Origin of the sequence: Pseudomonas sp. SbOxS1 (assembly GCF_013416725.1) — a bacterium.
Lineage (GTDB): Bacteria > Pseudomonadota > Gammaproteobacteria > Pseudomonadales > Pseudomonadaceae > Aquipseudomonas.
In genome coordinates this window covers 1-22,185 of sequence record NZ_JAAVXC010000009.1, presented here as the reverse complement: position 1 = coordinate 22,185, position 22,185 = coordinate 1, and the positions used below count along the sequence as shown (strand labels likewise).

At 64.0% G+C, this 22,185-nt stretch carries 19 protein-coding genes; 1 reads left to right on the top strand and 18 read right to left on the bottom strand.

Translation table 11 applies throughout. The features are described from left to right. Positions 1 to 653 precede the first annotated feature (653 nt). The 13 genes from HFK74_RS14935 to HFK74_RS14875 form a co-directional block, all read right to left on the bottom strand. Positions 654 to 1,532, bottom strand: coding sequence for an SDR family oxidoreductase (locus HFK74_RS14935; protein ID WP_008020847.1), 879 nt, complete (start codon positions 1,530 to 1,532; stop codon positions 654 to 656). Between the two features lie 59 nt (positions 1,533 to 1,591). Then, positions 1,592 to 2,743 carry an acetyl-CoA C-acetyltransferase gene (locus tag HFK74_RS14930; RefSeq protein ID WP_180204168.1) on the bottom strand — a complete coding sequence of 384 codons (1,152 nt, stop codon included), beginning with the start codon at positions 2,741 to 2,743 and terminating at the stop codon, positions 1,592 to 1,594. A gap of 3 nt (positions 2,744 to 2,746) precedes the next feature. Then, positions 2,747 to 3,805, bottom strand: a complete 1,059-nt coding sequence (locus HFK74_RS14925) for an acyl-CoA dehydrogenase family protein (RefSeq protein ID WP_180204167.1) — start codon at positions 3,803 to 3,805, stop codon at positions 2,747 to 2,749. Between the two features lie 9 nt (positions 3,806 to 3,814). Next, entirely contained in the window at positions 3,815 to 4,978 is a 1,164-nt protein-coding gene (locus HFK74_RS14920) for an acyl-CoA dehydrogenase family protein (RefSeq protein WP_180204166.1), read from the bottom strand. Positions 4,979 to 4,987: 9 nt separating this feature from the next. Continuing rightward, on the bottom strand, positions 4,988 to 5,740 hold the full coding sequence (locus HFK74_RS14915; RefSeq protein ID WP_180204165.1) for an enoyl-CoA hydratase family protein: 753 nt from the start codon (positions 5,738 to 5,740) through the stop codon (positions 4,988 to 4,990). Then, on the bottom strand, positions 5,737 to 6,849 hold the full coding sequence (locus HFK74_RS14910) for a nitronate monooxygenase family protein (protein ID WP_180204164.1): 1,113 nt from the start codon (positions 6,847 to 6,849) through the stop codon (positions 5,737 to 5,739). Before HFK74_RS14910 ends, HFK74_RS14915 begins: the two co-directional genes overlap by 4 nt. Further along, the gene (locus HFK74_RS14905; RefSeq protein WP_180204163.1) at positions 6,846 to 7,754 is read right to left on the bottom strand and encodes an enoyl-CoA hydratase; all 909 of its coding nucleotides are present in this window, start codon (positions 7,752 to 7,754) and stop codon (positions 6,846 to 6,848) included. The genes HFK74_RS14910 and HFK74_RS14905 overlap by 4 nt, the downstream gene beginning before the upstream one ends. Positions 7,755 to 7,769: 15 nt before the next feature. Further along, positions 7,770 to 8,567, bottom strand: a complete 798-nt coding sequence (locus HFK74_RS14900; RefSeq protein WP_180204162.1) for a CoA-transferase subunit beta — start codon at positions 8,565 to 8,567, stop codon at positions 7,770 to 7,772. A gap of 12 nt (positions 8,568 to 8,579) precedes the next feature. Next, the gene (locus HFK74_RS14895) at positions 8,580 to 9,455 is read right to left on the bottom strand and encodes a CoA transferase subunit A (RefSeq protein ID WP_180204169.1); all 876 of its coding nucleotides are present in this window, start codon (positions 9,453 to 9,455) and stop codon (positions 8,580 to 8,582) included. 12 nt (positions 9,456 to 9,467) lie between these two features. Next, on the bottom strand, positions 9,468 to 10,358 hold the full coding sequence (locus tag HFK74_RS14890) for a VOC family protein (RefSeq protein ID WP_180204161.1): 891 nt from the start codon (positions 10,356 to 10,358) through the stop codon (positions 9,468 to 9,470). Positions 10,359 to 11,522: 1,164 nt separating this feature from the next. Beyond that, a complete protein-coding gene (locus HFK74_RS14885) occupies positions 11,523 to 12,158 on the bottom strand; it encodes a nuclear transport factor 2 family protein (protein ID WP_180204160.1) in 636 nt (211 codons plus the stop codon). Further along, entirely contained in the window at positions 12,158 to 12,931 is a 774-nt protein-coding gene (locus HFK74_RS14880) for an SDR family NAD(P)-dependent oxidoreductase (protein ID WP_180204159.1), read from the bottom strand. The genes HFK74_RS14885 and HFK74_RS14880 overlap by 1 nt, the downstream gene beginning before the upstream one ends. A 14-nt stretch (positions 12,932 to 12,945) precedes the next feature. Then, complete coding sequence (locus HFK74_RS14875) at positions 12,946 to 13,680, bottom strand: SDR family NAD(P)-dependent oxidoreductase (protein WP_180204158.1); 735 nt, start codon at positions 13,678 to 13,680, stop codon at positions 12,946 to 12,948. 259 nt (positions 13,681 to 13,939) lie between these two features. On the opposite strand from HFK74_RS14875, the gene HFK74_RS14870 reads away from it, so the two are divergent. Then, a complete protein-coding gene (locus HFK74_RS14870) occupies positions 13,940 to 14,773 on the top strand; it encodes an alpha/beta fold hydrolase (protein WP_180204157.1) in 834 nt (277 codons plus the stop codon). A gap of 159 nt (positions 14,774 to 14,932) precedes the next feature. Here HFK74_RS14870 and HFK74_RS14865 read toward each other — a convergent pair whose 3' ends face one another. The 5 genes from HFK74_RS14865 to HFK74_RS14845 form a co-directional block, all read right to left on the bottom strand. Beyond that, the gene (locus tag HFK74_RS14865; protein WP_180204156.1) at positions 14,933 to 16,165 is read right to left on the bottom strand and encodes an NADH:flavin oxidoreductase; all 1,233 of its coding nucleotides are present in this window, start codon (positions 16,163 to 16,165) and stop codon (positions 14,933 to 14,935) included. Positions 16,166 to 16,239: 74 nt separating this feature from the next. Next, positions 16,240 to 17,892 carry a DUF1302 domain-containing protein gene (locus HFK74_RS14860; protein ID WP_180204155.1) on the bottom strand — a complete coding sequence of 551 codons (1,653 nt, stop codon included), beginning with the start codon at positions 17,890 to 17,892 and terminating at the stop codon, positions 16,240 to 16,242. 96 nt (positions 17,893 to 17,988) lie between these two features. Then, positions 17,989 to 19,605 (bottom strand): FadD3 family acyl-CoA ligase, encoded by a 1,617-nt coding sequence (locus HFK74_RS14855; protein WP_180204154.1) that lies wholly within the window; start codon positions 19,603 to 19,605, stop codon positions 17,989 to 17,991. Between the two features lie 16 nt (positions 19,606 to 19,621). Next, positions 19,622 to 20,644, bottom strand: a complete 1,023-nt coding sequence (locus HFK74_RS14850; protein WP_180204153.1) for a ferredoxin--NADP reductase — start codon at positions 20,642 to 20,644, stop codon at positions 19,622 to 19,624. Between the two features lie 78 nt (positions 20,645 to 20,722). After that, positions 20,723 to 21,910, bottom strand: coding sequence for an acyl-CoA dehydrogenase family protein (locus tag HFK74_RS14845; RefSeq protein WP_180204152.1), 1,188 nt, complete (start codon positions 21,908 to 21,910; stop codon positions 20,723 to 20,725). Between the last annotated feature and the right edge of the window lie 275 nt (positions 21,911 to 22,185).

The following is a 22,185-nucleotide window of genomic DNA, read 5'->3' as shown; positions in this document are numbered from 1 at the left end:
GGCATTGCTCCGTGGGTCGCCGCGATGGGCCATCCATGGCCCAGCGCGGCTAAACCGGCGTCCTGCCGGTTTACCCACTGCGCAATGCCTGCGTTCGGCCAGCGTGGTTAACGGGGCACCCAGATCAAAATCAAAAGCGAGGCGGCCTTAAAGCCGACCTGGCTTTTGCAGATACCCCAATCCCCTGTAGGAGCCAGCGGTGCGGCGATCCGACTTGCCGGCGAACCAGACGCTGCGGTGTGTCTGTTGTACCGCGTTATCGTTCTTCGCCGGCAAGCCTGGCTCCTACAGGGGGAACGCGTACGGCTCCCGATCAGGTCGGCTGTCAGGCCGCCTCGCTTTGGCTTTTGCTCTGCTTTGGCTTTTGATTTTCTTGCCCCATCGAGAGGCTTCGTTCCGGTTCTGCGCAGTGGGTAAACCGGCATGGATGCCGGTTTAGCCGCGCTGGGCCAAGGATGGCCCATCGCGGCGGGCCCACGGAGCAGGACCGGAGCGAGGGCATGCCGAGCCACAGCGAGGCACCGAACGCCAGGGGCAAGAGCCCTTGGTTACTTAGGGCCGGGCGGCGTTCCGTTCTTCCAAGTGACTCGCCGTAAGGGCGAAACCATAAGTCGCCGTTACCGCAGCAACGGATATACACCCAAATATGCCCCTCAACTCCCCCAGACTTTCTGCGCCTTCGGCGCTTCGGCGAGGATTGCATCCACCGCCGCACCGATCTCTTCGACTTTCCACAACGCGCCCTTGTCGCAGGTAACGCCCGTGCGCCAGCCGTCCCCCAGGGAGATACGCCCGCCCTGGCTTTCGAAGACCTGGCCGCTGACGTGGGCCGACGCCGGGCTGCCCAGCCACACCACCAGCGGCGCGACGTTTTCGGCGGCCCAGGCGTCGAAGCTGCCGTCCTCGGGCTTTTTCACCACGTCTGGCATCGCGCTCTCGGTCATCGAGGTGCGTGCGGCTGGAGCCAAGGCGTTGGCAGTGACGCCATAGCGCGCCAGTTCCGCCGCCTGCACCAGGGTCAGCGAAGCGATGCCGCCCTTGGCCGCCGAATAATTGGACTGCCCCACGGAGCCCTGCAACCCGGCGCCGGAGCTGGTGTTGATGATCCGCGCGTCCACCGGCGTACCGGCCTTGGCCAGGTCGCGCCAGCGGCGGCCGAGGATGTTGGCCAGGCAGTAATGGCCCTTCAAATGGACGCGCATGACCATGTCCCAGTCTTCTTCACTGAGGCTGATGAACATGCGGTCGCGTAACACGCCGGCGTTGTTGATCAGCACATGCACTTCACCGAACGCCGCCAGTGCCGCATCGACGATGCGCTGCGCGGTGGCCAGGGTGGTGATGTCGTCGCTGTTGGCAATGGCCTGGCCACCGTTGGCGCGGATCTCCCCCGCCACGTCTTCTGCGGCCTCGGCGCGAATATCGTTGACCACCACATTGGCCCCTTGCGCGGCGAACGCCAGGGCGTAGGCGCGCCCCAGGCCACCGCCGGCCCCGGTGATGATCACGGTGCGGTCTGCACACATAGCCATGTTTGACTCCTTGAAATGATGTAGGGCCGCGCGCCCGAAGCGGCGGCCCGCAGGAAAAATTACAGACGCTCGATGATCGTCACGTTGGCCTGCCCGCCGCCTTCACACATGGTTTGCAGGCCGTAGCGACCACCGCTGCATTCCAGTTCGTTGAGCAGCGTGGTCATCAGGCGTGCGCCGGTTGCGCCCAGCGGATGGCCCAGGGCAATCGCGCCTCCGTTGACGTTGGTTTGCGCCGGGTCGTAATCCAGTTCCTTGGCCCAGGCCATCACCACCGAGGCAAAGGCTTCGTTGATCTCGACCCGGTCGATATCGGCCATGCTGAGGCCACTCTTGGCCAGGGCCCGGCGGGTAGCGGCAATCGGTGCGGTGAGGTGCCAGATCGGATCGTCACCCAGCACTGTCAGGTGATGGATGCGTGCCCGTGGCGTCAGGTCGTAGCGCTTGAGCGCCGCCTCGGACACCACCAGCAGCGCCGCCGAAGCGTCACAGGTCTGGCTGGACACGGCGGCGGTGATCGACGGGAACTGCGGGTCCACCGGTTGCAGCTCGGCCATCTTCGCCAGGCTGCTGTGGCGCGGTGTTTCATCCACTGCCAGCCCTTGGCAGCTGACGATTTCCCGGGCGAATCGACCACTGGCGATGGCCGCCAGCGCGCGTTCGTGGCTTTGCAGGGCAAAGGCTTCCATCTGCTCACGGCTGATCTGCCAGTGATCGGCAATCCGTTGCGCGGCGTAGAACTGATTGACGGGCTGCTGGCCAAACCGCGCGCGCCAGCCAACGCTGCCCGAGAACGGATCGGCAAAGCCCAGGGGCTGGCCGGCCAGCATCGCCGAGGAAATCGGGATCTGGGTCATGGTCTGCACCCCGCCCACCGCGACCACATCCTGGGTGCCGCTCATCACCGCCTGCGCGGCGAAGTGCAGCGCCTGTTGCGACGAACCGCACTGACGATCCACGGTGGTGCCGGGCACGGTCAGCGGCAGGCCGGCGGCGAGCCAGCTGGTGCGGGCGATATCGCCGGCCTGGGAGCCGATGGTGTCGACGCAACCGAATATCACGTCGTCGTAGTCTTCGGCGGGGATCACGTTGCGCGCCACCAGCGCCTTGAGCACATGGGCGCCCAGGTCAATGGCGTGGATCTCGCTCAATGAGCCTTTGCGCTTGCCCGTGGGGCTGCGCAGTGCATCAACAATGTAGGCCTGTGCCATGACTCATTCCTCGAAAGTATGCCCCGGCCCCAGGCCGGTGGCGTCGGCGAACAGGTAGTCGCTGACACGGGTTTTGTGAAAGCCGCGGTCGCCCCAGGACGCATCGAGGGCCCAGGCGCGCTTCATGAACATCTGCAAATCCACTTCCCAGGTGTACCCCATCGCGCCGTGCACCTGGATGCCTTTGCGGGCGGCGAGCCAGCTTGCTTCGTTGGCCGCCAGCCGCGCTTGCGAGACCCAGGCGCCCGCGTTGACGTCGCCCCGCGCCAAGGCATGGGCGGCGCGGTACAGCACCGGCTTGGCCTGTTCGATGTAGCGGGCGACATCGGCCAGGTGATGCTTGACCGCCTGGAAGCTGCCGATCGGCTTGCCGAACTGTTTGCGCTGGGCCACGTAGTCCACCGACAGGTCGAGCATGCGCTGCGCCAGCCCCAGCAGTTGCCCGGCCACCGACAGCGCGCCACGGTCCAGCAAGCGCGCCTGCAAGGCCCGACCCTGCTCGCCACTCGCCACGCATGTGGTCGCCGATGGGGTCCAGGTCACCCGACCCAGGCGTCGCGAGGCATCGATGCTCGGGTGGTTTTCCACCTCCACCTCGGAGCGCGGCACCACATGGATGTCATCGCCGTCGGTGAGTATCAGCACTTCGGCCAGTTGCGCGTCGCTGACCAGGGCATTGACCGGATGACTGATCGCCATGCGCAGGCTGCCATCGGCGATGCGCGGCAACAGGTCGGCGCGGGCCGGATGCTGCGCAGGCAGGCCGGCAAGCAAGCCGCTGGCGACATAGGCGGTGTCGGCCAATGAGTCGGGAATGGCGTAGTAACCCAGTTCCTGGGTCATCAGGGCCCACGTCACGTCGTCCATGCCCAGGCCGCCTTCGGCCTCGGGCACCGACAAGGCGGTCAGGCCCTGGCCGGCGATCTTGTTGCGCAAGTCGCGGGAGCGCCCGGCATCGGTCTCCCAGATTTCCCGGAGCATTTCCGGGGCGGCTTCGGTCATCAGGAAACGACTGATGGCTTCGTGGAACGCCAGCTGGTCATCGTTGAAAGTGAAGTCCATGGCGGTTCCTTATTTCGGCAAGCCGAGCATGCGCTCGGCAATGATGTTGCGCTGGATTTCGTTGGTGCCGGCATAGATCGGCCCGGACTGGGCAAACAGGAAGCCCTCCAGCCAGCCCGCCGCATCGCCCGCCTGCGCGCCTTTTGCAACCAGCTCGCCGCGCGTGCCGAGAATGCGCATGGCGGTCTCGTGCATCTTCAGGTCCAGTTCCGACCAGATGATCTTGTTGATGCTCGATTCGGCGCCGATCTGCTCGCCCCGGCTCAAGCGTCCCACGGTGTGGTAGGCCGACAACGCATAGGCCTCGGCGCCCATCCAGGTCTCCAGCACGGCATCGCGCAGGCCCGGATCGCGGTCGGCGCTGGCGCGGTTGGCCTTGTACAGCTCGACCAGCTTGCGTGCCGTGGCCTGGAAGCGCGCCGGCGAACGCAGTAGCAGGCCGCGCTCGAAACCGGCGGTGGCCATCGCCACGTGCCAGCCCTGCCCCTCGGCACCGATGCGGTTGCCCACCGGCACCCGCACGTCGTCGAAAAACACCTCGGCGAAGGCGTCCTTGCCGTTGAGCGCCTTGATCGGGCGAATGCTCACCCCCGGCGTATCCAGCGGCACCATGATGAACGACAGGCCGTGGTGACGGGCCGACCCCGGCTCGCTGCGGAACAGGCCGAACAGCCAGTCGGCATAGATAGCCCGGGTCGACCAGGTTTTCTGCCCGTTGATCACGTAATGGTCGCCGTCGAGGAGCGCCTTGCTGGTGATCGCCGCCATGTCGGAACCGGCGTTGGGCTCCGACCAGCCTTGCGCCCACATGTCCAGGCTTGCGGCCATGCGCGGCAGGAAACGCTGCTTCTGCTCCGGGGTGCCGAACTCCATCAGGGTCGGCCCCAGCAACAGCTGGCCGTTCTGGTTGACGCGCATCGGTGCCCCGGCGCCGTAATACTCTTCCTCGAAGATCAGCCACTCGATCAGGTCGCTGCCGCGACCGCCCAGTTCGGCCGGCCACATCACCATCGACCAGCGGCTTTCGAACAGCTTGGCCTCCCAGGCGCGGTGCTGCTCGAAGCCTTCGCGGGTGTCGTAGCTGGCCAGGGGTTCACGTGGCAAGTTGTCCGCCAGCCAGGCCCGTACTTCGGCGCGAAAGGCGTGTTGCTTGGGGGTATAAGTCAGGTCCATGGCGTTCCCTCAGAACTTGGCGTCGCGTTTTTCGACGAAGGCCCGCCGCGTTTCCGCGGAGTCCGGGCTGCTATAGGCCTGCATGGTGAAGCCCTGTTCCCAGCGGTACTTGTCTTCCAGGTTGCCGTCTTCGATGCCGTTCAAGGCTTCCTTGGCGATGCGGATCATGCCCGGGCTCTTCTCGGCGATTTTCGCCGCGATGCCCAGGGCGGTTTCGCGCAACTGGTCCTTGCTGACGATGCGCTCGATAAAGCCGTACTGCAGGGCTTCGCGGGCGCCGATGCTGTCGCCGGTAAAGAACAGGTAACGGACTTTTTGCACCGGGAACAGGCGTTGCAAGTGCGCACCGCCGCCCATGGCGCCACGGTCGACTTCCGGCAGGGCGAAGGTCGCGCATTCGGAGGCGACGACGATGTCCGCCGCCCCGGTGATGCCGATACCGCCGCCCAGGACAAAGCCATGCACCGCGACAATCACCGGCACCGGGTTGCGGTGCACGGCCTTGAAAGTGGCGTAGTTACCGGCGTTGACCTCGACGATCCGCTCCGGATGCTTGTCCAGTTCCTTGATGTCGACACCCGCGCAAAAGCCGCGGCCTTCGGCACGGATCACGATCACCCGCACCTCGGGGTTGGCCCCAAGGGCGTCGATCTGGCGCGCCAGGGCATGCCATTCCTGGCTGTCGAGTGCGTTGACCGGTGGCTTGGCGATCACCAGTTCAGCGATCCCCTGATTGAGTTGTGTGGTAAATGCCTGGTTCACAGGGGTTCTCCGATACTGGCGGGTTGATTCGAGGCGTGTGTCTGGCTGCGTGCCAGGAGTGCGTCGAGGCAGTGCTGGGCTTCGCTGGCGATGCCTTCGATGACTTCGCGGCAACTGAGCAACTCGCCGATGGCCGCGGCGACCTGGCCACTGGGCAGGATGCCCTCGTCCGGAGCGCCATCGATCATCGAGCGCTGCAACAGCACCGGCTGGTTGGCAGCCATCACCACTTGCGACAGCTGCGAGGGGTCTTCACGCAATGCCCGCAGGAAGACGGCAGCCATGTGCCCCAGGCTCATGCCGGTCTGTTGCTTCCACTGCCAGGCGCTGCCCAGGGCGATGCGCAGGCGACCGAAGGGGCCCGCCTGCTCCAGGTGATTGATGAAGCGGTTTTCGATCATGCGATGGCGCATGCCATCCACCGCCGTGGTCACGCGCACCAACTGCGGATCGTTGACCTTGAGGTAGCGTTCCAGGGTCGCGGCCGGTGTCGGCGATTCGCAGGTCATGAGAAACCGCGTGCCCATGGCGATGCCCGCGCCACCAGCAGCCAGCACCGAGGCCAGGCCCCGGCCGGTGGCGAATCCGCCGGCCGCGATTACCGGAACCTTGACCGCCGCCAGCACCTGGGGCAGCAGGATCGAACTCGGTACGCCGCCGGTATGACCGCCGCCCTCGCCGCCCTGGATGGTGATCAGGTCAGCACCCAGTTCCACGGCCTTGAGCGCATGCTTGAGGGCACCGACGGTGGGAATGCACAGCACCTTGGCCGCCTTGAAGCGAGCGATGGTCTGTTTGTCCGGACCACGCCCGTAACTCACGGCACGCAGGCGGTACTTGATCGCCAGGTCGACGCACTGCGCGGCGTTGTCCTGGAACATATGGAAATTGAGGCCGAAATTGCTGGCGCCGGTGGCCTCGATCACCTTGCGGATTTCGCTTTCCAGCTCGTTGGCCGCGATGGTCGCCCCGGCCAGGAAACCGAAGCCTCCCGCCTGGGTCGTGGCGATCACCAGGTTGGCGTCGGCGACCCAGCCCATGGCGGTCTGCACGATCGGGTAACGGCAGCCGAGGGCCTCGGTCAGAGGGGTATCCAGCCAGCGGTTCATTGGCTTTTGTCCTCGGCCTGCTTGTTGGCCCGGGCCATGCCCTTGGCGTCGAAGCCGCCCAGTTTGTCGCCGGACAACAGCTCGTTATGGGCATGGGCAAAGTGGTGCCAGGCGAACACGGCGTCCATCGCCGTGCGCTTGCCCTGCAAGTCCTCAACGTGGTTGATCGCCTGCTTGGTCAGGGCCAGGCCCATGCGCGGCTGACGGGCGATGCCGGCGGCCAGGGCGTAGGTGGCCTGCTCCAGTTCCTCGCGCGGCACCATGCGGTTGACCATGCCCACTTGCCAGGCACGGGTGGCGCTCATGCGGTCCCCGGTGAAGAGGAATTCCTTGGCGATACGCGGGTTCATTTCATAGGGATGGGCAAAATACTCCACCCCTGGAATGCCCATGCGCACCACCGGGTCCTGGAAGAACGCGTCGTCACTGGCAATGATCAGGTCGCAGACCCAGGCCAGCATCAGCCCGCCCGCCACGCAGGCGCCATGGACCATGGCGATGGTCGGCTTGGGCAGTTCACGCCAGCGCCGGCACATGCCCAGGTACACCTCCTGCTCACGGGCATACAGCTGCTCGCCACCAGGCTTGTTGGTGTGGTCCCACCACAGGTGCGCGCGCTCGAATGGCTTGTCGATATCCCGCCCCGGCGTGCCGATATCGTGGCCCGCCGAGAAGTGCTTGCCGTTGCCCCGAAGGACGATGACCTTGACGCTGTCATCGTTCACCGCCTGGCGGAAAAAGCCGTCCAGGGCGTAGGTCATCTGCGAGTTTTGCGCGTTGTTGAAGGTCGGCCGGTTCAACGTCAGCGTGGCAATACCCTCGGCCACGCTGTACAGCACCGGGGTGTCCGTCTCGTAGACGGCGTTGTCCTGGCGGACGATGAATTCACTGTCGCTGCTGTGCATGCTCGCCTCCTTGTCTCAGGCCGTACGGATGCCGGGCGGGTTGCCCTTGATCGCCGTGGCGCGGTATTCGTGGGGATCGAGTCGGCGGATCAGCGCCAGCTGCTCAGGGGTCGGATGCGCGGTTTCGTGCAACTGCGCCGACTTGAGCAATGGGAAGCCGGTGTTGTCCTGGACCTGCTCGAAGCTCACGCCGGGGTGTAGCGAACGCACCTGCACCGCCCGGTCCGGGCCGTTGAAGTCGAGGACGCACAGGTCGCTGACCACGCAATGGATGTCCATCAGGTCGCGGCGCGCGCCTTCAGGCCAGCGGTCGGCCTTGAAGCCGACACCGGAGACCATGTCCACTTCGCCGCTGACGAACACCCGGCTGTTATGGCTGGGCACGAAGAACGAATTGAGGTGGTTGATGCTGTTGCCCGGCAGGCCGCGCACGCCAAGGATCGCGGTCCTGGGTTTTTGATAATCACCGACGCAGGACAGGTTGGTCTGGCCCCAGCGGTCAATCTGGGTCGGCCCGATCATCGCGTGGCGGCGTCCGCCCCACACGCATTCGAACACCCGCTCGAACGACATGTAGCCCGAGTAACGCGGCACGTAGTCGCCACGCGGACCCAGCGGGATCGGTTCTTCGACCAGGAACGCCTCGCTGTCGGTCATCAGCAGTTCCGGGCTGTGGGTCAGTTTGGCCAGGCTGGCACCCAGGCGCGGAATCACGCCCAGGCCCGAGGCAATGACCTCGCCATTGCCGCGCCAGGCTTCGCTGGCGGCGACGATCATCAGTTCAGCAAGGGTGAAATCACAGGTTGCAGACATAGTCGCTAATCCTCAGAACACGGGAAGGGGCAAGGCGCCCATGGAGTCGGCACCGCCGTTCTGTGCCTGATAGGCCTGCTCGCCACCGGCGATGTAGGTCTGCACATAGTCCTGCCAGCCGTTTTCCGCCTGGCTGCTGGCGACATAGCCCTTGAGGTGCTTCATGTCCCAGCCGTAGTCGGGGGCGCAGAGCGTCGGGTGCGCACCCAGCGGGGCATGCACCACACCGCTCACCAGATAACGCTCGAAGGTATTGAAGCGGGCCTGCTCGGCGCTCAGCGCCAGGCGCTCTTCCAGGCGCTCGCACGAGACGAAGCACTGGTTGGCGGCGCGGGCGAACAGGTGGTCGAAATACGGGTCCGGCCCGGTCACCAGGCAGTTGCCCAGGCGGTCGGCGACGTTGACGTGCAGGAACGCCACGTCGAGGTTGAGCGCCGGCATCGCCAGCAGCACCTCGCCATCGGCATAGGGCGACTGGATCGTCTTGAGCTGCGGGTTCAGGCGCGCCACATCGGTGGCCAGGCCGCAACGGGTCGGCAGGAACGGCAAGCGCATGCCAGCGGCACGCAGGCCCCACTGGAACATGCCTTCATCCAGCTCCATCAACTCCAGCTCGCCGGCTTCGCGGGCCTTACGGTAGTAGGGTTCCAACGGAATGGCATCGAGGGTGGCGAAACCGAACACTAGCTTCTTGACCTTGCCGGCGGCGCACAGCATGCCCACTTCCGGACCGCCGTAGGCGACCACGGTCAGGTCCTTGACCTCTGAGCGCAGGATCTCGCGCACGATGGCCATCGGCTTGCGCCGTGGACCCCAGCCGCCGAAACCGATGGTCATGCCATCGCGCAATTGAGCGACCGCATCGGCCGCTGTCAGTTGTTTGTTCATCATGACAATTCCTTAGTGTTGGCCGACCGAAAAGTCGTGCCCCCAAATGCTCACGCGGGTGAACTCGAACGCCGAGTGCTCAGCCCAGTCGACTTGCAACCCGCCAAAGCCGTATTCCAGATCGAAGCCGGACGGCGTCTTCATGTAGAAACTGGTCATGCGATCGTTAAGGTGCTGGCCGAGGGTGGCCGACAGGCTCACCGCATGGGCCTGCAGACGGTCGTGGGCACGGCCGACTTCGGTCATCGAATCGACCTCGACCATCACGTGCACGCAACCTGACGGCACCGGGTACTCGGCCAGTGCCAGGCTGTGGTGGCGAGCGTTCTGGCAATGCAGGAAGTGAATGCGGATCGGCGGCACCGACGGGTCTGGACGGAAGTTGAAAATGTCCGACAGCTCGAAGCCCAGCACGTCCTTGGCGAATGCCAGGGTGGCGTCGAAGTTCGGCGCCGGCAGCACCGTGTGACCCAGGCCCATGTCACCGGTGATGAAACGCGGCACACCCTGGGGCGAGACAAAGGGCAGGCAATCGGAGCGATGGCCCCAGCTCAGTTCATGGCAGTTGCCCGACGGGTCGGTGAGCTTGACCAGCGCCTGGACACCACGCTGGTCGATCTCGGCGGCGGAGCCTGGCTGCCATTCGATGCCGGCGGCGCTCAGGTGCTCGAGGGCGGCCTTGAATGCCGTCTCGTTGGCCAGCTCCCAGCCGGAGGCCAGGTAACGCGCTTCGGTGCCTTCGACGATCAGCATGCGAAACGGACGCTCGTCCATTTTCACGTACAAGCCACCGCCCGGCGCCGGGTTCACTTGCATGCCCAGCACGTCTTCGGCGTAACGCTGCCAATGACTGAGGTTTTCGATCTGCGAGACGAAATAGCTCAAACCGCGAATGTCGATCATGCCTGGGTCCTCGTTGGCTGAAAGGGTTTCGTGGGGAGCATTGTGCAAAGCAGTGCGCGTGGCTTCATCGTCCGTTGAGACTAAGCACGACCGGGTCTGTGGGTTGTTTGTGGGAGCGGGCTTGCTCGCGAAGGCTTTGTATCAGGCGACTGGGATTTTGATGGTGTACAGGGTGTACATATCCATTGCTGCGGTAACGGCCACTTATGGTTTCGCTCTTACAGCGACTCACTTTTCCAAACGCCGAAAAGTAAGCAAAAGGCTTTGCCCCACCACTCGGTGCCTCGCTAGGGCTCGGCATGCCCTCACTCCGGCATTGCTCCGTGGGTCGCCGCGATGGGCCATCCCTGGCCCAGCGCGGCTAAACCGGCGTCCTGCCGGTTTCCCCACTGCACAATGCCTGCGTTCGGCCATCGTGGTTAACGGGGCACCCAGATCAAAAAAAATGCGAGGCGGCCTTAAAGCCGACCTGACTTTTGTAGATATCCCCCAATCCCCTGTAGGAGCCAGGCTTGCCGGCGAACCAGACGCTGCGGTGTATCTGTTTTACCGCGTTAACCAGCGTGGTTAACGGGGCGCCCAGATCAAAAACAAAAGCAAGGCGGCCTTAAAGCCGACCTGACTTTTGTAGATATCCCCCAATCCCCTGTAGGAGCCAGGCTTGCCGGCGAACCAGACGCTGCGGTGTATCTGTTTTACCGCGTTATCGTTCTTCGCCGGCAAGCCTGGCTCCTACAGGGGGAGCGCATACGGCTCACGATCAGGTCGGCTTTAAGGCCGCCTTGCTTTTGCTTTTGATTTGGCTTTTGATTTTCTTGCCCCCTCGAGAGGCCGAGTGGAGGTTCTGCGCAGTGGGTAAACCGGCAAGGATGCCGGTTTAGCCGCGCTGGGCCATGGATGGCCCAGCGCGGCGACCCACGGAGCAGGACCGGAGCGAGGGTACCCCGAGCCCCAGCGAGGGGCCGAACGCCAGGGGCAAGAGCCCTTGGTTACTTAGGGCCGGGCGGCGTTCCGTTTTTCCAAGTGACTCGCCGTAAGGGCGAAACCATAAGTGGCCGTTACCGCAGCAACGGATATACACCCAATCCAGACCAAATAGGCAGCCAGAGCTACCCAGCAGAAGCAAGCGGCAGGCGATTCACCATCTCAAAGATCCCACGGTTTTCAACGCACCCGAATCTTCGGATCACCCGCCCCCCGGCGCAGGGTCTTGAGGAAACCCTCCAACGGTGCAGGTTCGGCAATCTGCGGCAACGCGTCCTTGTCCGGTCGTTGCGCCCAGAAGGCATCCCAGGACGGAAACAGCTCGTGGAAGGTGCCAGCGTACGGCTCACGCCCTGGCCAGCGCATTTTCAGGCCGCCAATCGGTGGTTTGTTCAGGTCGCTCGCGTACCAGTAGCACGGCAAGCGGCGACGGAAGCACCAGCGCCCGTCGATCCGCTCGTAGTCGTCCCAGTACAGCATCTGCATGATCACCCACTCGGGACCGGTCTCATGTTCATTCTTCGAATAGACCACCCCGGTGGCGTGATCGGCATCGCTGAACTCGATGATGTGTTGCCCCAGGTGGTGGGAGGTGCCATGGAATTGCTTGCGCATGGTTTCATCCAGCCAAGCCTTGAGGTGCGCGCGGCCGCTCTTGTCGCGGCCCACGCGCACGTCCGGGGCGAAGCAGTTGGCCATGGCGTCCATGTCGCGCATATCCAGGGCCAGGGCGTACTTGCCGGCCAGTTGGCGGATCGCGTCCAGCGACTCCAGGCGATCGATGCGCTCAAGCAATGTGTCGTTGTCCTGGTTCATCAGTCGAGCACCGTGTACAGGTCCGAACCCCGTCCGCCGTCCACCGCCAGGCTGGCACCGGTGACATACGAAGCCTCGTCGCTGGCCAGGAACACAATGGCGTTGGCCAGCTCCACCGGCAGGCCGACGCGTTTCATCGGGATGACTTTTTCAGTGTTGGCGCGGGTCTTGGCATCGGCCAGCATGCCGGCCGTGGCCGGGGTGTCGACCACGCCGGGAATGATCACGTTGCAGCGCACGTTGTGCGGGGCTCCTTCGCTGGCCGCCGCGCGGCTGAAGTTGATCACCGCCGCCTTGGCTGCTGAATAGCCGGCCATCTGTGCGGTGCCGAACAGGCCGCAGATCGAAGCGATGTTGACGATCGAGCCGCCGCCCTGCTCTTTCATCAATTGCATCGCGGTGCGGGTACCCCAGAAGGTGCCGTCCACGGTGGTCGCGAAGTTAGCGTGCCAGTCGGCCGTGGTCATGGTGTCGATGCCGCCCCAGGTGTAGGCCATCGCGTTGTTGACCAGGATGTCCAGGCGCCCGAGGCGTTGCGCGGTGGCTTGCAGCGCGCCGACGTAGGCCTGTTCATCGCTGACATCGGCCACGGCGATCTCGGCCTGGCCACCCTGGGCCTGAATTTTTTCCTGCACACCTTGCAGCGGCTCGATGCGGCGCCCGCACAGCACCACCGTGGCGCCCTCTTCGGCGAACCGCAACGCGGTGGCTTCACCAATGCCGGAACCGGCGCCGGTGACGAAGGCGATTTTTCCTTGTAGACGCTTGCTCATGGGTGACTCCCTGATCAGATAAAGGCCATGCCGCCGTTGACGGCGATGTTCTGCCCGGTCATGAAACTGGCGTCTTCGCTGGCCAGGAACACTGCGACCCGGGCGATCTCGTCGGTCTCGCACATGCGGCCCAGGGGCACGTTTTTCAGCAGCGTCTGCATGTAGTCGTCAGGGATACCGGCCATCATCGGTGTGTTGGTCGGCCCCGGCACCAGGGTGTTGACGCGTATGCCGCTGGCGGCCAGTTCACGGGCAATCGAACGTGTCAGGCCCATCACCCCGGCTTTCGACGCGCAGTAGTGGCTTGGGCCGTCGCCGGTCAGCGCGGCGGTGCTGGAGAGGTTGATGATCGCGCCCTTGCGCCCACCCTTGACCATCAGCTTGGCGCCCTCGCGGCAGCACAGGAAGGTGCCGCCCAGGTTCACGCCGATCACCCGTGCCCAGCTCTCGTCGGGGGTTTCGAGGAAGCTGTCCAGCGCGCCCACGCCAGCGTTGTTGACCAGGATGTCGAGGCCGCCAAAGTGCTGCTCGGCCTGGCCCATGGCATCGGCCACGGAGGCACCGTCACCGACGTTGCAAGACAGGGCCAGTACGCTGTCACCCAGGTCTGCCAGGCTCTCGGCCAGGGCCGTCTGGTTCAGGTCGACAGCCACCACCTTGGCGCCTTCGGCGACAAAACCACGCACGATGGCCTGGCCCATGCCCTGCGCGGCGCCGGTCACGAAGGCGACTTTATTGAGTAACTTCATAACGATCTCCGAATGTGCAAATACGCTGCGGCCCGCTGCCCTTGCAGTGCGGCCGTCCCCTGAATGATTAGCGGCAAGTGCCATGGCTCACATCGTCCGATGGGACTACCGCCGCGTGGTCTGAACGGACGATGTGAACTCCCCCGTCAAAGCCCAGCATTCATGGGCGCGCACCTCGCCAGGCGCAGCGTTCCCCTTCACCTCGCTACAGCGCCTGGCGCGGCTGTGCCTCATGAATCCGCAGACAATGGAGAACCCCATGAACCAACCCGTAGACCTGCCCCTGCCCGTCGGCCATTACGCGACCCTGCCCAACGGCTTGCGCCTGCACTATCTGGATGAAGGCTCAGGCCCCGTGGTGTTGTGGCTGCACGGCAGCGGGCCGGGTGCCAGTGGCTTCAGCAACTTCAAGGGCAACTACCCGCAATTCGTCGCCGCGGGCTATCGCAACCTCGTGCTCGACCTGCCTGGTTTCGGCCGCTCGGACAAACCCGAGGACGTGCAGTACAACCTGGAGTTCTTCGTCGACTGCGTTGCAGCGTTCCTGCAAGCCGTGGGTGTGCAGCGCTGCTCGCTGCTGGGTAACTCGCTGGGTGGTGCGATTGCCCTGGGCCTGGCCCTGCGCCTGCCGCAACTGCCCCAGAGCCTGATCCTGCTGGCACCGGGCGGTGTCGAGGAGCGGGAAACCTACTTCAAGATGGAGGGCATCGTGCGCATGGTCAGCCTGTTCAACGCCGGCCCCATCGGCATGGACGAAATGCGCAGCATGATGCGCCTGCAGCTGTTCGATGATTCGATCCTGCCGGAAAGCCTGCTGCAGGAACGCGTGGCAGTGGCGGTGACCCAGCCGAAGAACCTGTTCAGCACGATGATGGTGCCGAACATGGAAGCGCAACTGGGTGAGATCCAGTGCCCGATCTTCGGCTTCTGGGGCACCAACGATCACTTCAACCCGATCAGTGGCGCCCAGCGCATCATCGACGGCGCGCCGAATGCCCGCTTCATTGTGCTCAACCGTTGCGGGCACTGGGTCCAGGTGGAACACCGCGAGCTGTTCAACCGCAGCTGCATCGATTTCCTGCAGAACGGTTGATCCGGCCGACGCGGTGTACCTGCTGCACCGCGTTATTGTTATCGCCCTGTAGGAGCGTGGCTTGCCCGCGAACGAGACGCCGCGGTGTATCTGTAATACCGCGTCATCGTTCTTCGCCGGCAAGCCTGGCTCCTACAGATGAACCAGGCGTCGGGTGGGTTAGCGATCTGCCGCCTTCTGGCTGTTCAATAGGGCATCGCCAGGCTTGCCCAGTACGCAGGAGGTGCCACCCGGGGTGTACATCATCGCTACGCAGCGATTGCAGGCGGTGCAGATCGAGTCGCGGCTGGCGCCACTTTCGAGTTTGTTGACGTAGTCATTTTCGGCCAGCAACACCCGGCCCATGGCGACCAGGTCAAAGCCCTCGGCCATGATTTTTTCGATGCTCGCCAGGCTCTTGGCGCCGCCCAGGTAAGCCAGCGGCATTTTCACCGCCGCACGCACCTTGCGCGCATGCTCCAGCAAATACAGCTCACGGAATTCCACCGTCGGTTCCTTGCGGCGCTGGATGGCCATCGCCAGGGCGATGATCTTGTTCTTCTGCTGCACACGGTTTTCCTTGGGGAACGAGGAGCCGAACATGGTGGTGATCGACTCGGCGTTCATGCCCGCGCTGAGCACCAGCAAGTGCGCGCCCTCTTCTTCCAGCATGCGGGCGATCTTCGCTCCGTCTTCGGCACTGTTACCGGCGCGCACGCCTTCAGTGACGCTGTATTTGCAGATCACCGCCATGTCATGGCCGACCGCATCCAGCACCGCCCGCAGCACCCGGCGTGGAAAGCGCAAGCGGTTTTCCAGGCTGCCGCCGTACTGGTCGCGGCGCTTGTTGTACATCGGCGAAATGAACTGGCTGAGCAGGTAGCCATGGCCCATGTGGATTTCCACGGCATCGAAACCGGCCTGGCGTGCCAGGCGTGCGCCTTGCGCGAAGTCGCGCACCACCTGTTGCATGTCGGATTCGTTCATTGCCTGCTTGAGGAACATGCCGCTCATCAGGCCTATCTTGTTGAAGCCACCGCTGGCCGACAGCGGACGCTTGGTCGAGCGCTCGCGAATAAAGGTAAAGCAACCGCCGTGGGTGATCTGCGCACTGGCCAGGCCACCGGCCTGGTGCACGCCATCGGTCAACGCCTTGAAGTGCGGCAGGCTGGATTGGCTAAGGGTCAACTGGTTGGGCAAGGTACGGCCATCGCTGCTCACCGCGCAGTAGGCCACGGTGGTCAGGGCGGTGCCGCCAGCGGCCAGGGCCGAGTGCAGCTTGACCAGTTGCTTGGAAGGCACGCTCTGGGCACTCATGCCCTCGTTGGTGGCGGACTTGATGAAGCGGTTTTTCAGGGTCAACGGACCAATGTTTATCGGGCTGAACGGTGACGGGGTCGGACGAGGATTCATGACAGGCCTCTCTTTATTTTTATCAGGCTAAAACGAAGGACTGCGCCACCCGACGAGCGACGCAGCCATGATCATCAGAAGGTGTACTTGGCGTTGAGCGACAGGTAATCGCGGTCAGCCAACAGTCGGCCCTGGGCGACATCCGGCGAGCTCAGGTAAGCGACATAGGTCATGCCGATCTGGAAGTTGCCCAGGTACTTGAAGTCGCCACCCACGGTCAGGCGCTTCTCGTCGCGGCCCAGGCCCTGATAGGCGCTGCCGTCGACGTTCTGCGTCCAAACCACTTTGGTGCTCAGGTCCAGGCCGGTGGCGACGGACGGGTAGTCCATGTAGGCGCCAACGCCCAGCAGAGTCGAGCCACGGGTCTGGGTCTTCGACTCGAACGTATCGAAGGTGCCATCCACGCCGACCCCGCCGCCGGTGATCGTCAGGCTGTCGACCCCGTCGATGTGTTGATGCACCACTTCGCCCATGAAGGTGGTCTGCTGGGCGAGCAGGCTTGGGCCCAGGATGTACATGGCGTTGAGGTTGCCCTGCCAGATCTGCCCGGTGGTCGGCGCGCCGTTGTTGAGGTAGACCGAGGCGCCATCGCGGTAGCTCAGGTCACCGGCGTACTGCACCGAATCGCCGACCTTGGAGGTGAAGCTGATCCCCGTCAGCTTGACGTCTTCGAAGTAGCCCAGGCGATAGGACGGCGCGGTGCCGTCATGACCGATGCCCTTGAGCGAGGAGTATTGGGTGGTGCCGGTGAAGTCGAAGAACAGCGAGCCGATGCGCTCGTTATAGCGGTAATGGAACAGCCCCACTTCGGTGTTCTCGGTGATCCGGTAGCGCACGCCCAGGCCCCATTGGCCGCTGTCGCTGGCGTCTTTTTCACCGGCATAACCGACCGCCAGGCCGTTGGGTAGGCGATCGACCGAACCGCTGCCCAGGCGATAGAACTCGGCGCCAGGACCGAAGGTGTCGCTGCCGAAGTAGTCGCCCACGGGATTGAGCTGGGTCTTTTCCCACTCGTACTGGTAGTAACCGACCAATGCCAGGTTTTCATTCAAAGACCACGACCCGGACACCTGCCCCACGGGCAGGTACGAGTCCTTGGCTTCGGTGCCCGGCACGTTGAACTTGGTGGCGTCCACCGGGGCCTGGCCCTGGCTGATGTTGGGCCAGAACAGGCTCTCGCCCCAGGCCACCAGGTGTCGCCCGGCCTTGAGCGACAGGTACTGGGTTTCGCCGACATCGAAGTTGCCATACACATACGCATCGAGCAGGCGCGCGGTGCTGCCACTGAGCCTGCGGGTTTCGTCGCTGAACCCATCGTTGTGTCCGGTCTTGTTCACCGTCTGCGGCGAATCGTTGGCGTTTTTCTGGTTGTAGACATCGTCATAGAACTGACTGCCGCGCAGCACCGCACCGAGATTGTCGTGCTTGAGCAGCAACTCGCCGAACAGGCTCACTCGGTTGTTGATCAGGGAACCGCGCTTGAAGTTGCGCGTGCCGTCGTCGTTGTTCGGGTCGTTGAGGTATTGGCTGGCCTGTTTGGCGGTACGCATGGAGGCGGTGTAGTTGACCGTCAGCGACGAATCCAACGTGGTGTTTTCCCCCAGTTCGATAGTCGGCGCTGCGCTGGCCGTGGCACTGGCGACGGTGATCGCCGTTGCCAACAGGCAGCGCCCACTTCCCGGATAGCGCGCAACGATGTTTCGCCTGAATACGTTTCGCTTAAACATGCCCCTCTCCTTTTTGTTGTTGTTTTTGCTTATGTCGCCACAGCATTGAAAAAACCACTGCAGCGCACATCTTCCGTTTGGTGAGATGAGTGCGCCTCATGCCTGGGCGCTATTGGCCACCAGCGCACGCAGTTCGTTTTTCGCCACTTTGCTCGACGGGTTCAGAGGCAAGGCGCTGAGGAAACGCACCTGGCGCGGCACCTTGTAATTGGCCATTTGCTCACGACTCCAGGCGATCAATTGCGCCTCGTCGAGCTCGCGCCCTTCACGCAGCACCACACAGGCACATCCGACCTCGCCCATGCGCTCATCGGCGATGCCGATCACCGCCACCTGGGCGATCGCCGGGTGCCTGATCAGCGCCGCTTCGATTTCCGCCGGGTAGCAGTTGAAACCGCCGACGATGAACATGTCCTTCAAGCGATCGGTGATGATCAGGTTGCCCGCCTCGTCCAGGCGCCCGACATCGCCGGTGTGCAGCCAGCCTTCGGTGTCGATGGCTTCGCGGGTCGCTTCAGGGTTCTGGAAATAACCCTGCATGATGTGAAAACCACGCAGGCAGATCTCACCGGTCTGCCCGGCGTCCAGTGCCTGGTTGTGCGGGTCGCGGATGCTCACTTCGGTGCCGGCGATCGGCCGTCCGCTGGTGCCGGCGATCACCCGCGCCGAGTCTTGCGGATCGCAGATGGTCGCCAGCCCGCCGCACTCGGTCAGGCCGTAGGCGGTGGTCACCACGGCGAACCCCAGCTCGTTGCGCATGCGCTCGATCAGGCTCGGCGGGATGCTCGCCGAACCGGTCACCGCGATACGCAGGCTCGACAGGTCGGTCTGCTTGAGCTGCGGATGGGCCAGCAGCGAGAGGTACAGGGTTGGCGCACCGGGCAGGACGCTGATGCGCTCACGGGCGATGCGCTGGAACACCTGTTCGGCGTCGAACACCGCATGGGGCAGGATGGTCGCCCCGGCGATCAGGCAGGTCAGCCAACCGGCCTTGTAGCCAAAGGCATGGAAGAACGGGTTGACGATCAGGTAGCGGTCCTCGGGGACCAGGCCGAGGACCTTGACGTATTCGGTGAAGGCCCGCAGGTTCTGGCCATGACCGCTCATGACGCCCTTGGGTTTGCCGGTGGTGCCGGAGGTGAACAACAGGTCGCACATGGCCTCGGGGCCGACCGCCATTGCACGGCGCTTGGCGCTGTCAGCATCGATGGTCGCAGCGCCCTGCAGAAATTGTGCAAGCGTCAGGTCCGAAGGCAACCCCGGCGTGTCGCCATCGATGATCACCAGGTGTTCGAGATTGGCCGGTCGATGGGGTGCGAGCAGCGCCGGGTAGTCGACGTCGAGAAAACGCTGCTGGACGAACAACACCCGGCAACCGCTGCGCTCCAGCACATCCGCGGCTTCAAGGCCCTTCATGCGCGTGTTGATCGGCACCAGCACCGCCCCGGCGCACTGAATGCCCAGCGCCGCGAGGATCCAGTCGCCACTGTTCGGCGCCCAGACGCCGACCCGGTCACCGGCCTGGATGCCCAGGGCCATCAAGCCCCGGGCAAAGCCCATGACGCGCTCGGGCAGATCGGCGTAGTCGATGCATTGTCCGCCCTCCTCGATGGCCGTGCGCCCGGCAAAACGTTCGGCGCTGCTGAAGACCAATTGGGCAAGGGTGACAGGGGCGGCGCTCAATGGCGCGGCAAGGTTCAGGCTCTGATTCATCGTGGGCTCTGGTTCATCAATCGGGGAAGCGGATGCGCAGTTGTGCGCTGGTGGGCACCGCCTGGCAGGCAAGGATCCAGCCTTCGGCCAGTTCGCCCGCATCCAGTGCATCGTTGTGCAACAGCTCGACCTCGCCGCTTTCCAGGGTGCACATGCACGAGGCGCAACCACCGACACGACAGGCGCTGGGTGGGTTGAGGCCGGCACGTTCCATGGCTGCCAGCACGGTCTCGCCGCTGTCACAGGCCAGTTGGTGGTCCTCGCCATCCAGGCGCACCGCCAACTGCGCGGCCACTGCCGCCTCGCTGCTGGTCACCAGCGGCAATTCGCCTTCGCCGGGCAGCGAGACGAAGCGTTCGACGTGCACCCGGCGATCCGGCATGCCGAGGCTTTTGAGCGCACTGACAGACGCGTCCATGAACGGGCCCGGACCACAAATGAACGCCTGGGCATCGATAAACGGCCGCGCCAGCTCAGCCAGTTGCCCGACGCTAGGAATGCCCTGCACCGAATCGAGCCAATGGACGATTTGCAGGCGTTGCGGATGAGCCGTCGCCAGGGCCTTGAGTTCATCCTTGAAAATCACCGAGGACTCATCGCGGTTGGCATAGATCAGCAGGACCCGCCCGGTTCCGGCGAGCAGCGCCGAACGCAGGATCGACAGCACCGGGGTCACGCCACTGCCGCCGCCGAACAGCAGCAAGTCGCCGTCGAGGCTGCGCGGCACGAACACCCCGGCCGGAGGCAGCACCTCCAGGGTCTGGCCGGCCTGCAACTCGCTGCACAGCCAGTTCGACGCGCGGCCCTCGTGCACGCGCTTGACCGTTACCCGCAACGGCTCATCCAGCAACGGCGTGCTGGACAATGAGTAACAACGGGGCAGCCAGCCGTCCTCGAAAGGTACGCGCAAGGTCAGGAACTGGCCGGGTTGATAGCGAAAACGTTCGCCCAGATGCTCCGGCACGTCGAACACCAGGGAACGCGCATCGGCGGTTTCCTCGATCACGCGCGCCACGCGCAGGGCAAGATAATTGTTCATAGGTCAGGTACTCATGACCACCTGGCCGTGTATCACGGACAGGTGTAAACCCAGGGGTTCAAAACGGGCGCCGTGGCCTCAGACGTAAGGGTCCGGGTTGGGCAGGCCGAGCATCACCGCGCCGTAGCTGCGCCCGTAGGCCATGTAGTTGTTGGCGATGTGCCCGCGTGCCTGGTGCAGGTCGCGGAACAGCCGCGCCACCGGGTTGGTGTTGTACAGGCCCGAGGCGGCCATGCTGCGCAGCAGGTCGTTGGCGCGTTCGGCGCAGATGTTGGTCACATAGGCCGACTGGTAGCGATACAACAGGCGGGTCTCGGTGTCCGGGTACTCGCCGGCACGGGCCAGGTTCATCAGGTGCTCGTAGTTGCGCTCCAGCACCAGGCGCAGGCTGTCGAGGGTGATCATCGCCTCGGCAACGGCGGTCTGTGCCACCGGATCGTCAGCGGTACGGGCACCGTGCTTGCCGATGTGTTTGGCGGCATTGTCACGGAACTCGTTGATCGCGCCCTGCAGGGCGCCGATGGCGGAGGTCGAGACGGCACGTGAGAACACCTGGGCGAACGGGATCGCGTAGATCGGGTTGGTGTTGACCAGGCGCCCGGGTGTTGCTTCGAGGGTCCAGTTGTTGGTGCGTTGCACGCGATGGGCCGGAACGAACACATCCTCGACCACGATGTCATGGCTGCCGGTGCCACGCAGGCCCATCACGTCCCAGTTATGTTCGATCTGATAGTCGTGACGCGGCAGCAGGAAGGTGCCGTGCTCGGCGGCCAGCTCGCCATCGGGCGGCAGGATTCCGCCCAGGAACACCCATTGGCAGTGCTCGCTGCCGCTGGAGAAACCCCAACGCCCGCTGATGCGGTAACCGCCCTCGACCACCGTGACCTTGGCCGCCGGCATATAGGTGGAGCAGATCAGCGCGCTGTGGTCATCGCCCCAGACTTCACGCTGTGCCTCGATCGGGTAACGCGCCAGTTGCCAGGGGTGAACGCCCATCACGCCGTAGATCCAGGCCGTGGACATGCAGCCCTCGGCGAGGATGGTCTGGATTTCGAAGAAGGTGCGCGGGTCCACTTCATAACCACCGAACGCCTTTGGCTGCAAGGCCCGCAGCAATCCGGCGGCCTGCAACTCGACGACGCTCTCCACCGGTACCTTCAAGTCCTTGTCGGCCTGCGCCGTGCGCGCCTTGAGTGCCGGCACCAGGCTGCGTGCACGTTCAAGCAGATCACGTTCGTCCTGGGTCTTTTCTCGCATGCTGTGCATCACTCAATTCTCCCGATCTCACTGCGCCACTGCGCCAGTTGTGACGGATCATCGGATTGAGCGGGGAATCATTCATCGTCAAAGCGGACTAGGGGTGCGTGGATTGCCCTGACGGCCTGCCGGGATATTTACCGGGTACATATCCGTTGCTGCGGTAACGGCCACTTATGGTTTCGCCCTTACGGCGAGTCCCTTTTTCAAACGCCAAAAAGGAACCAAAAGGCTTTGCCCCACCACTCGGTGCCTCGCTAGGGCTCGGCATGCCCTCTCTCCGG

Excerpts from the sequence above, each read along its gene's own strand:
- HFK74_RS14910 (WP_180204164.1), bottom strand. The coding sequence starts at position 6,849 with ATGAACCGCTGGCTGGATACCCCTCTGACCGAGGCCCTCGGCTGCCGT.
- HFK74_RS14935 (WP_008020847.1), bottom strand. The coding sequence starts at position 1,532 with ATGGCTATGTGTGCAGACCGCACCGTGATCATCACCGGGGCCGGCGGT.
- HFK74_RS14870 (WP_180204157.1), top strand. The coding sequence starts at position 13,940 with ATGAACCAACCCGTAGACCTGCCCCTGCCCGTCGGCCATTACGCGACC.
- HFK74_RS14925 (WP_180204167.1), bottom strand. The coding sequence starts at position 3,805 with ATGGACTTCACTTTCAACGATGACCAGCTGGCGTTCCACGAAGCCATC.
- HFK74_RS14850 (WP_180204153.1), bottom strand. The coding sequence starts at position 20,644 with ATGAACAATTATCTTGCCCTGCGCGTGGCGCGCGTGATCGAGGAAACC.
- HFK74_RS14845 (WP_180204152.1), bottom strand. The coding sequence starts at position 21,910 with ATGCACAGCATGCGAGAAAAGACCCAGGACGAACGTGATCTGCTTGAA.
- HFK74_RS14885 (WP_180204160.1), bottom strand. The coding sequence starts at position 12,158 with ATGAACCAGGACAACGACACATTGCTTGAGCGCATCGATCGCCTGGAG.
- HFK74_RS14880 (WP_180204159.1), bottom strand. The coding sequence starts at position 12,931 with ATGAGCAAGCGTCTACAAGGAAAAATCGCCTTCGTCACCGGCGCCGGT.
- HFK74_RS14875 (WP_180204158.1), bottom strand. The coding sequence starts at position 13,680 with ATGAAGTTACTCAATAAAGTCGCCTTCGTGACCGGCGCCGCGCAGGGC.
- HFK74_RS14905 (WP_180204163.1), bottom strand. The coding sequence starts at position 7,754 with ATGCACAGCAGCGACAGTGAATTCATCGTCCGCCAGGACAACGCCGTC.
- HFK74_RS14930 (WP_180204168.1), bottom strand. The coding sequence starts at position 2,743 with ATGGCACAGGCCTACATTGTTGATGCACTGCGCAGCCCCACGGGCAAG.
- HFK74_RS14900 (WP_180204162.1), bottom strand. The coding sequence starts at position 8,567 with ATGTCTGCAACCTGTGATTTCACCCTTGCTGAACTGATGATCGTCGCC.
- HFK74_RS14920 (WP_180204166.1), bottom strand. The coding sequence starts at position 4,978 with ATGGACCTGACTTATACCCCCAAGCAACACGCCTTTCGCGCCGAAGTA.
- HFK74_RS14890 (WP_180204161.1), bottom strand. The coding sequence starts at position 10,358 with ATGATCGACATTCGCGGTTTGAGCTATTTCGTCTCGCAGATCGAAAAC.
- HFK74_RS14865 (WP_180204156.1), bottom strand. The coding sequence starts at position 16,165 with ATGAATCCTCGTCCGACCCCGTCACCGTTCAGCCCGATAAACATTGGT.
- HFK74_RS14895 (WP_180204169.1), bottom strand. The coding sequence starts at position 9,455 with ATGAACAAACAACTGACAGCGGCCGATGCGGTCGCTCAATTGCGCGAT.
- HFK74_RS14855 (WP_180204154.1), bottom strand. The coding sequence starts at position 19,605 with ATGAATCAGAGCCTGAACCTTGCCGCGCCATTGAGCGCCGCCCCTGTC.
- HFK74_RS14860 (WP_180204155.1), bottom strand. The coding sequence starts at position 17,892 with ATGTTTAAGCGAAACGTATTCAGGCGAAACATCGTTGCGCGCTATCCG.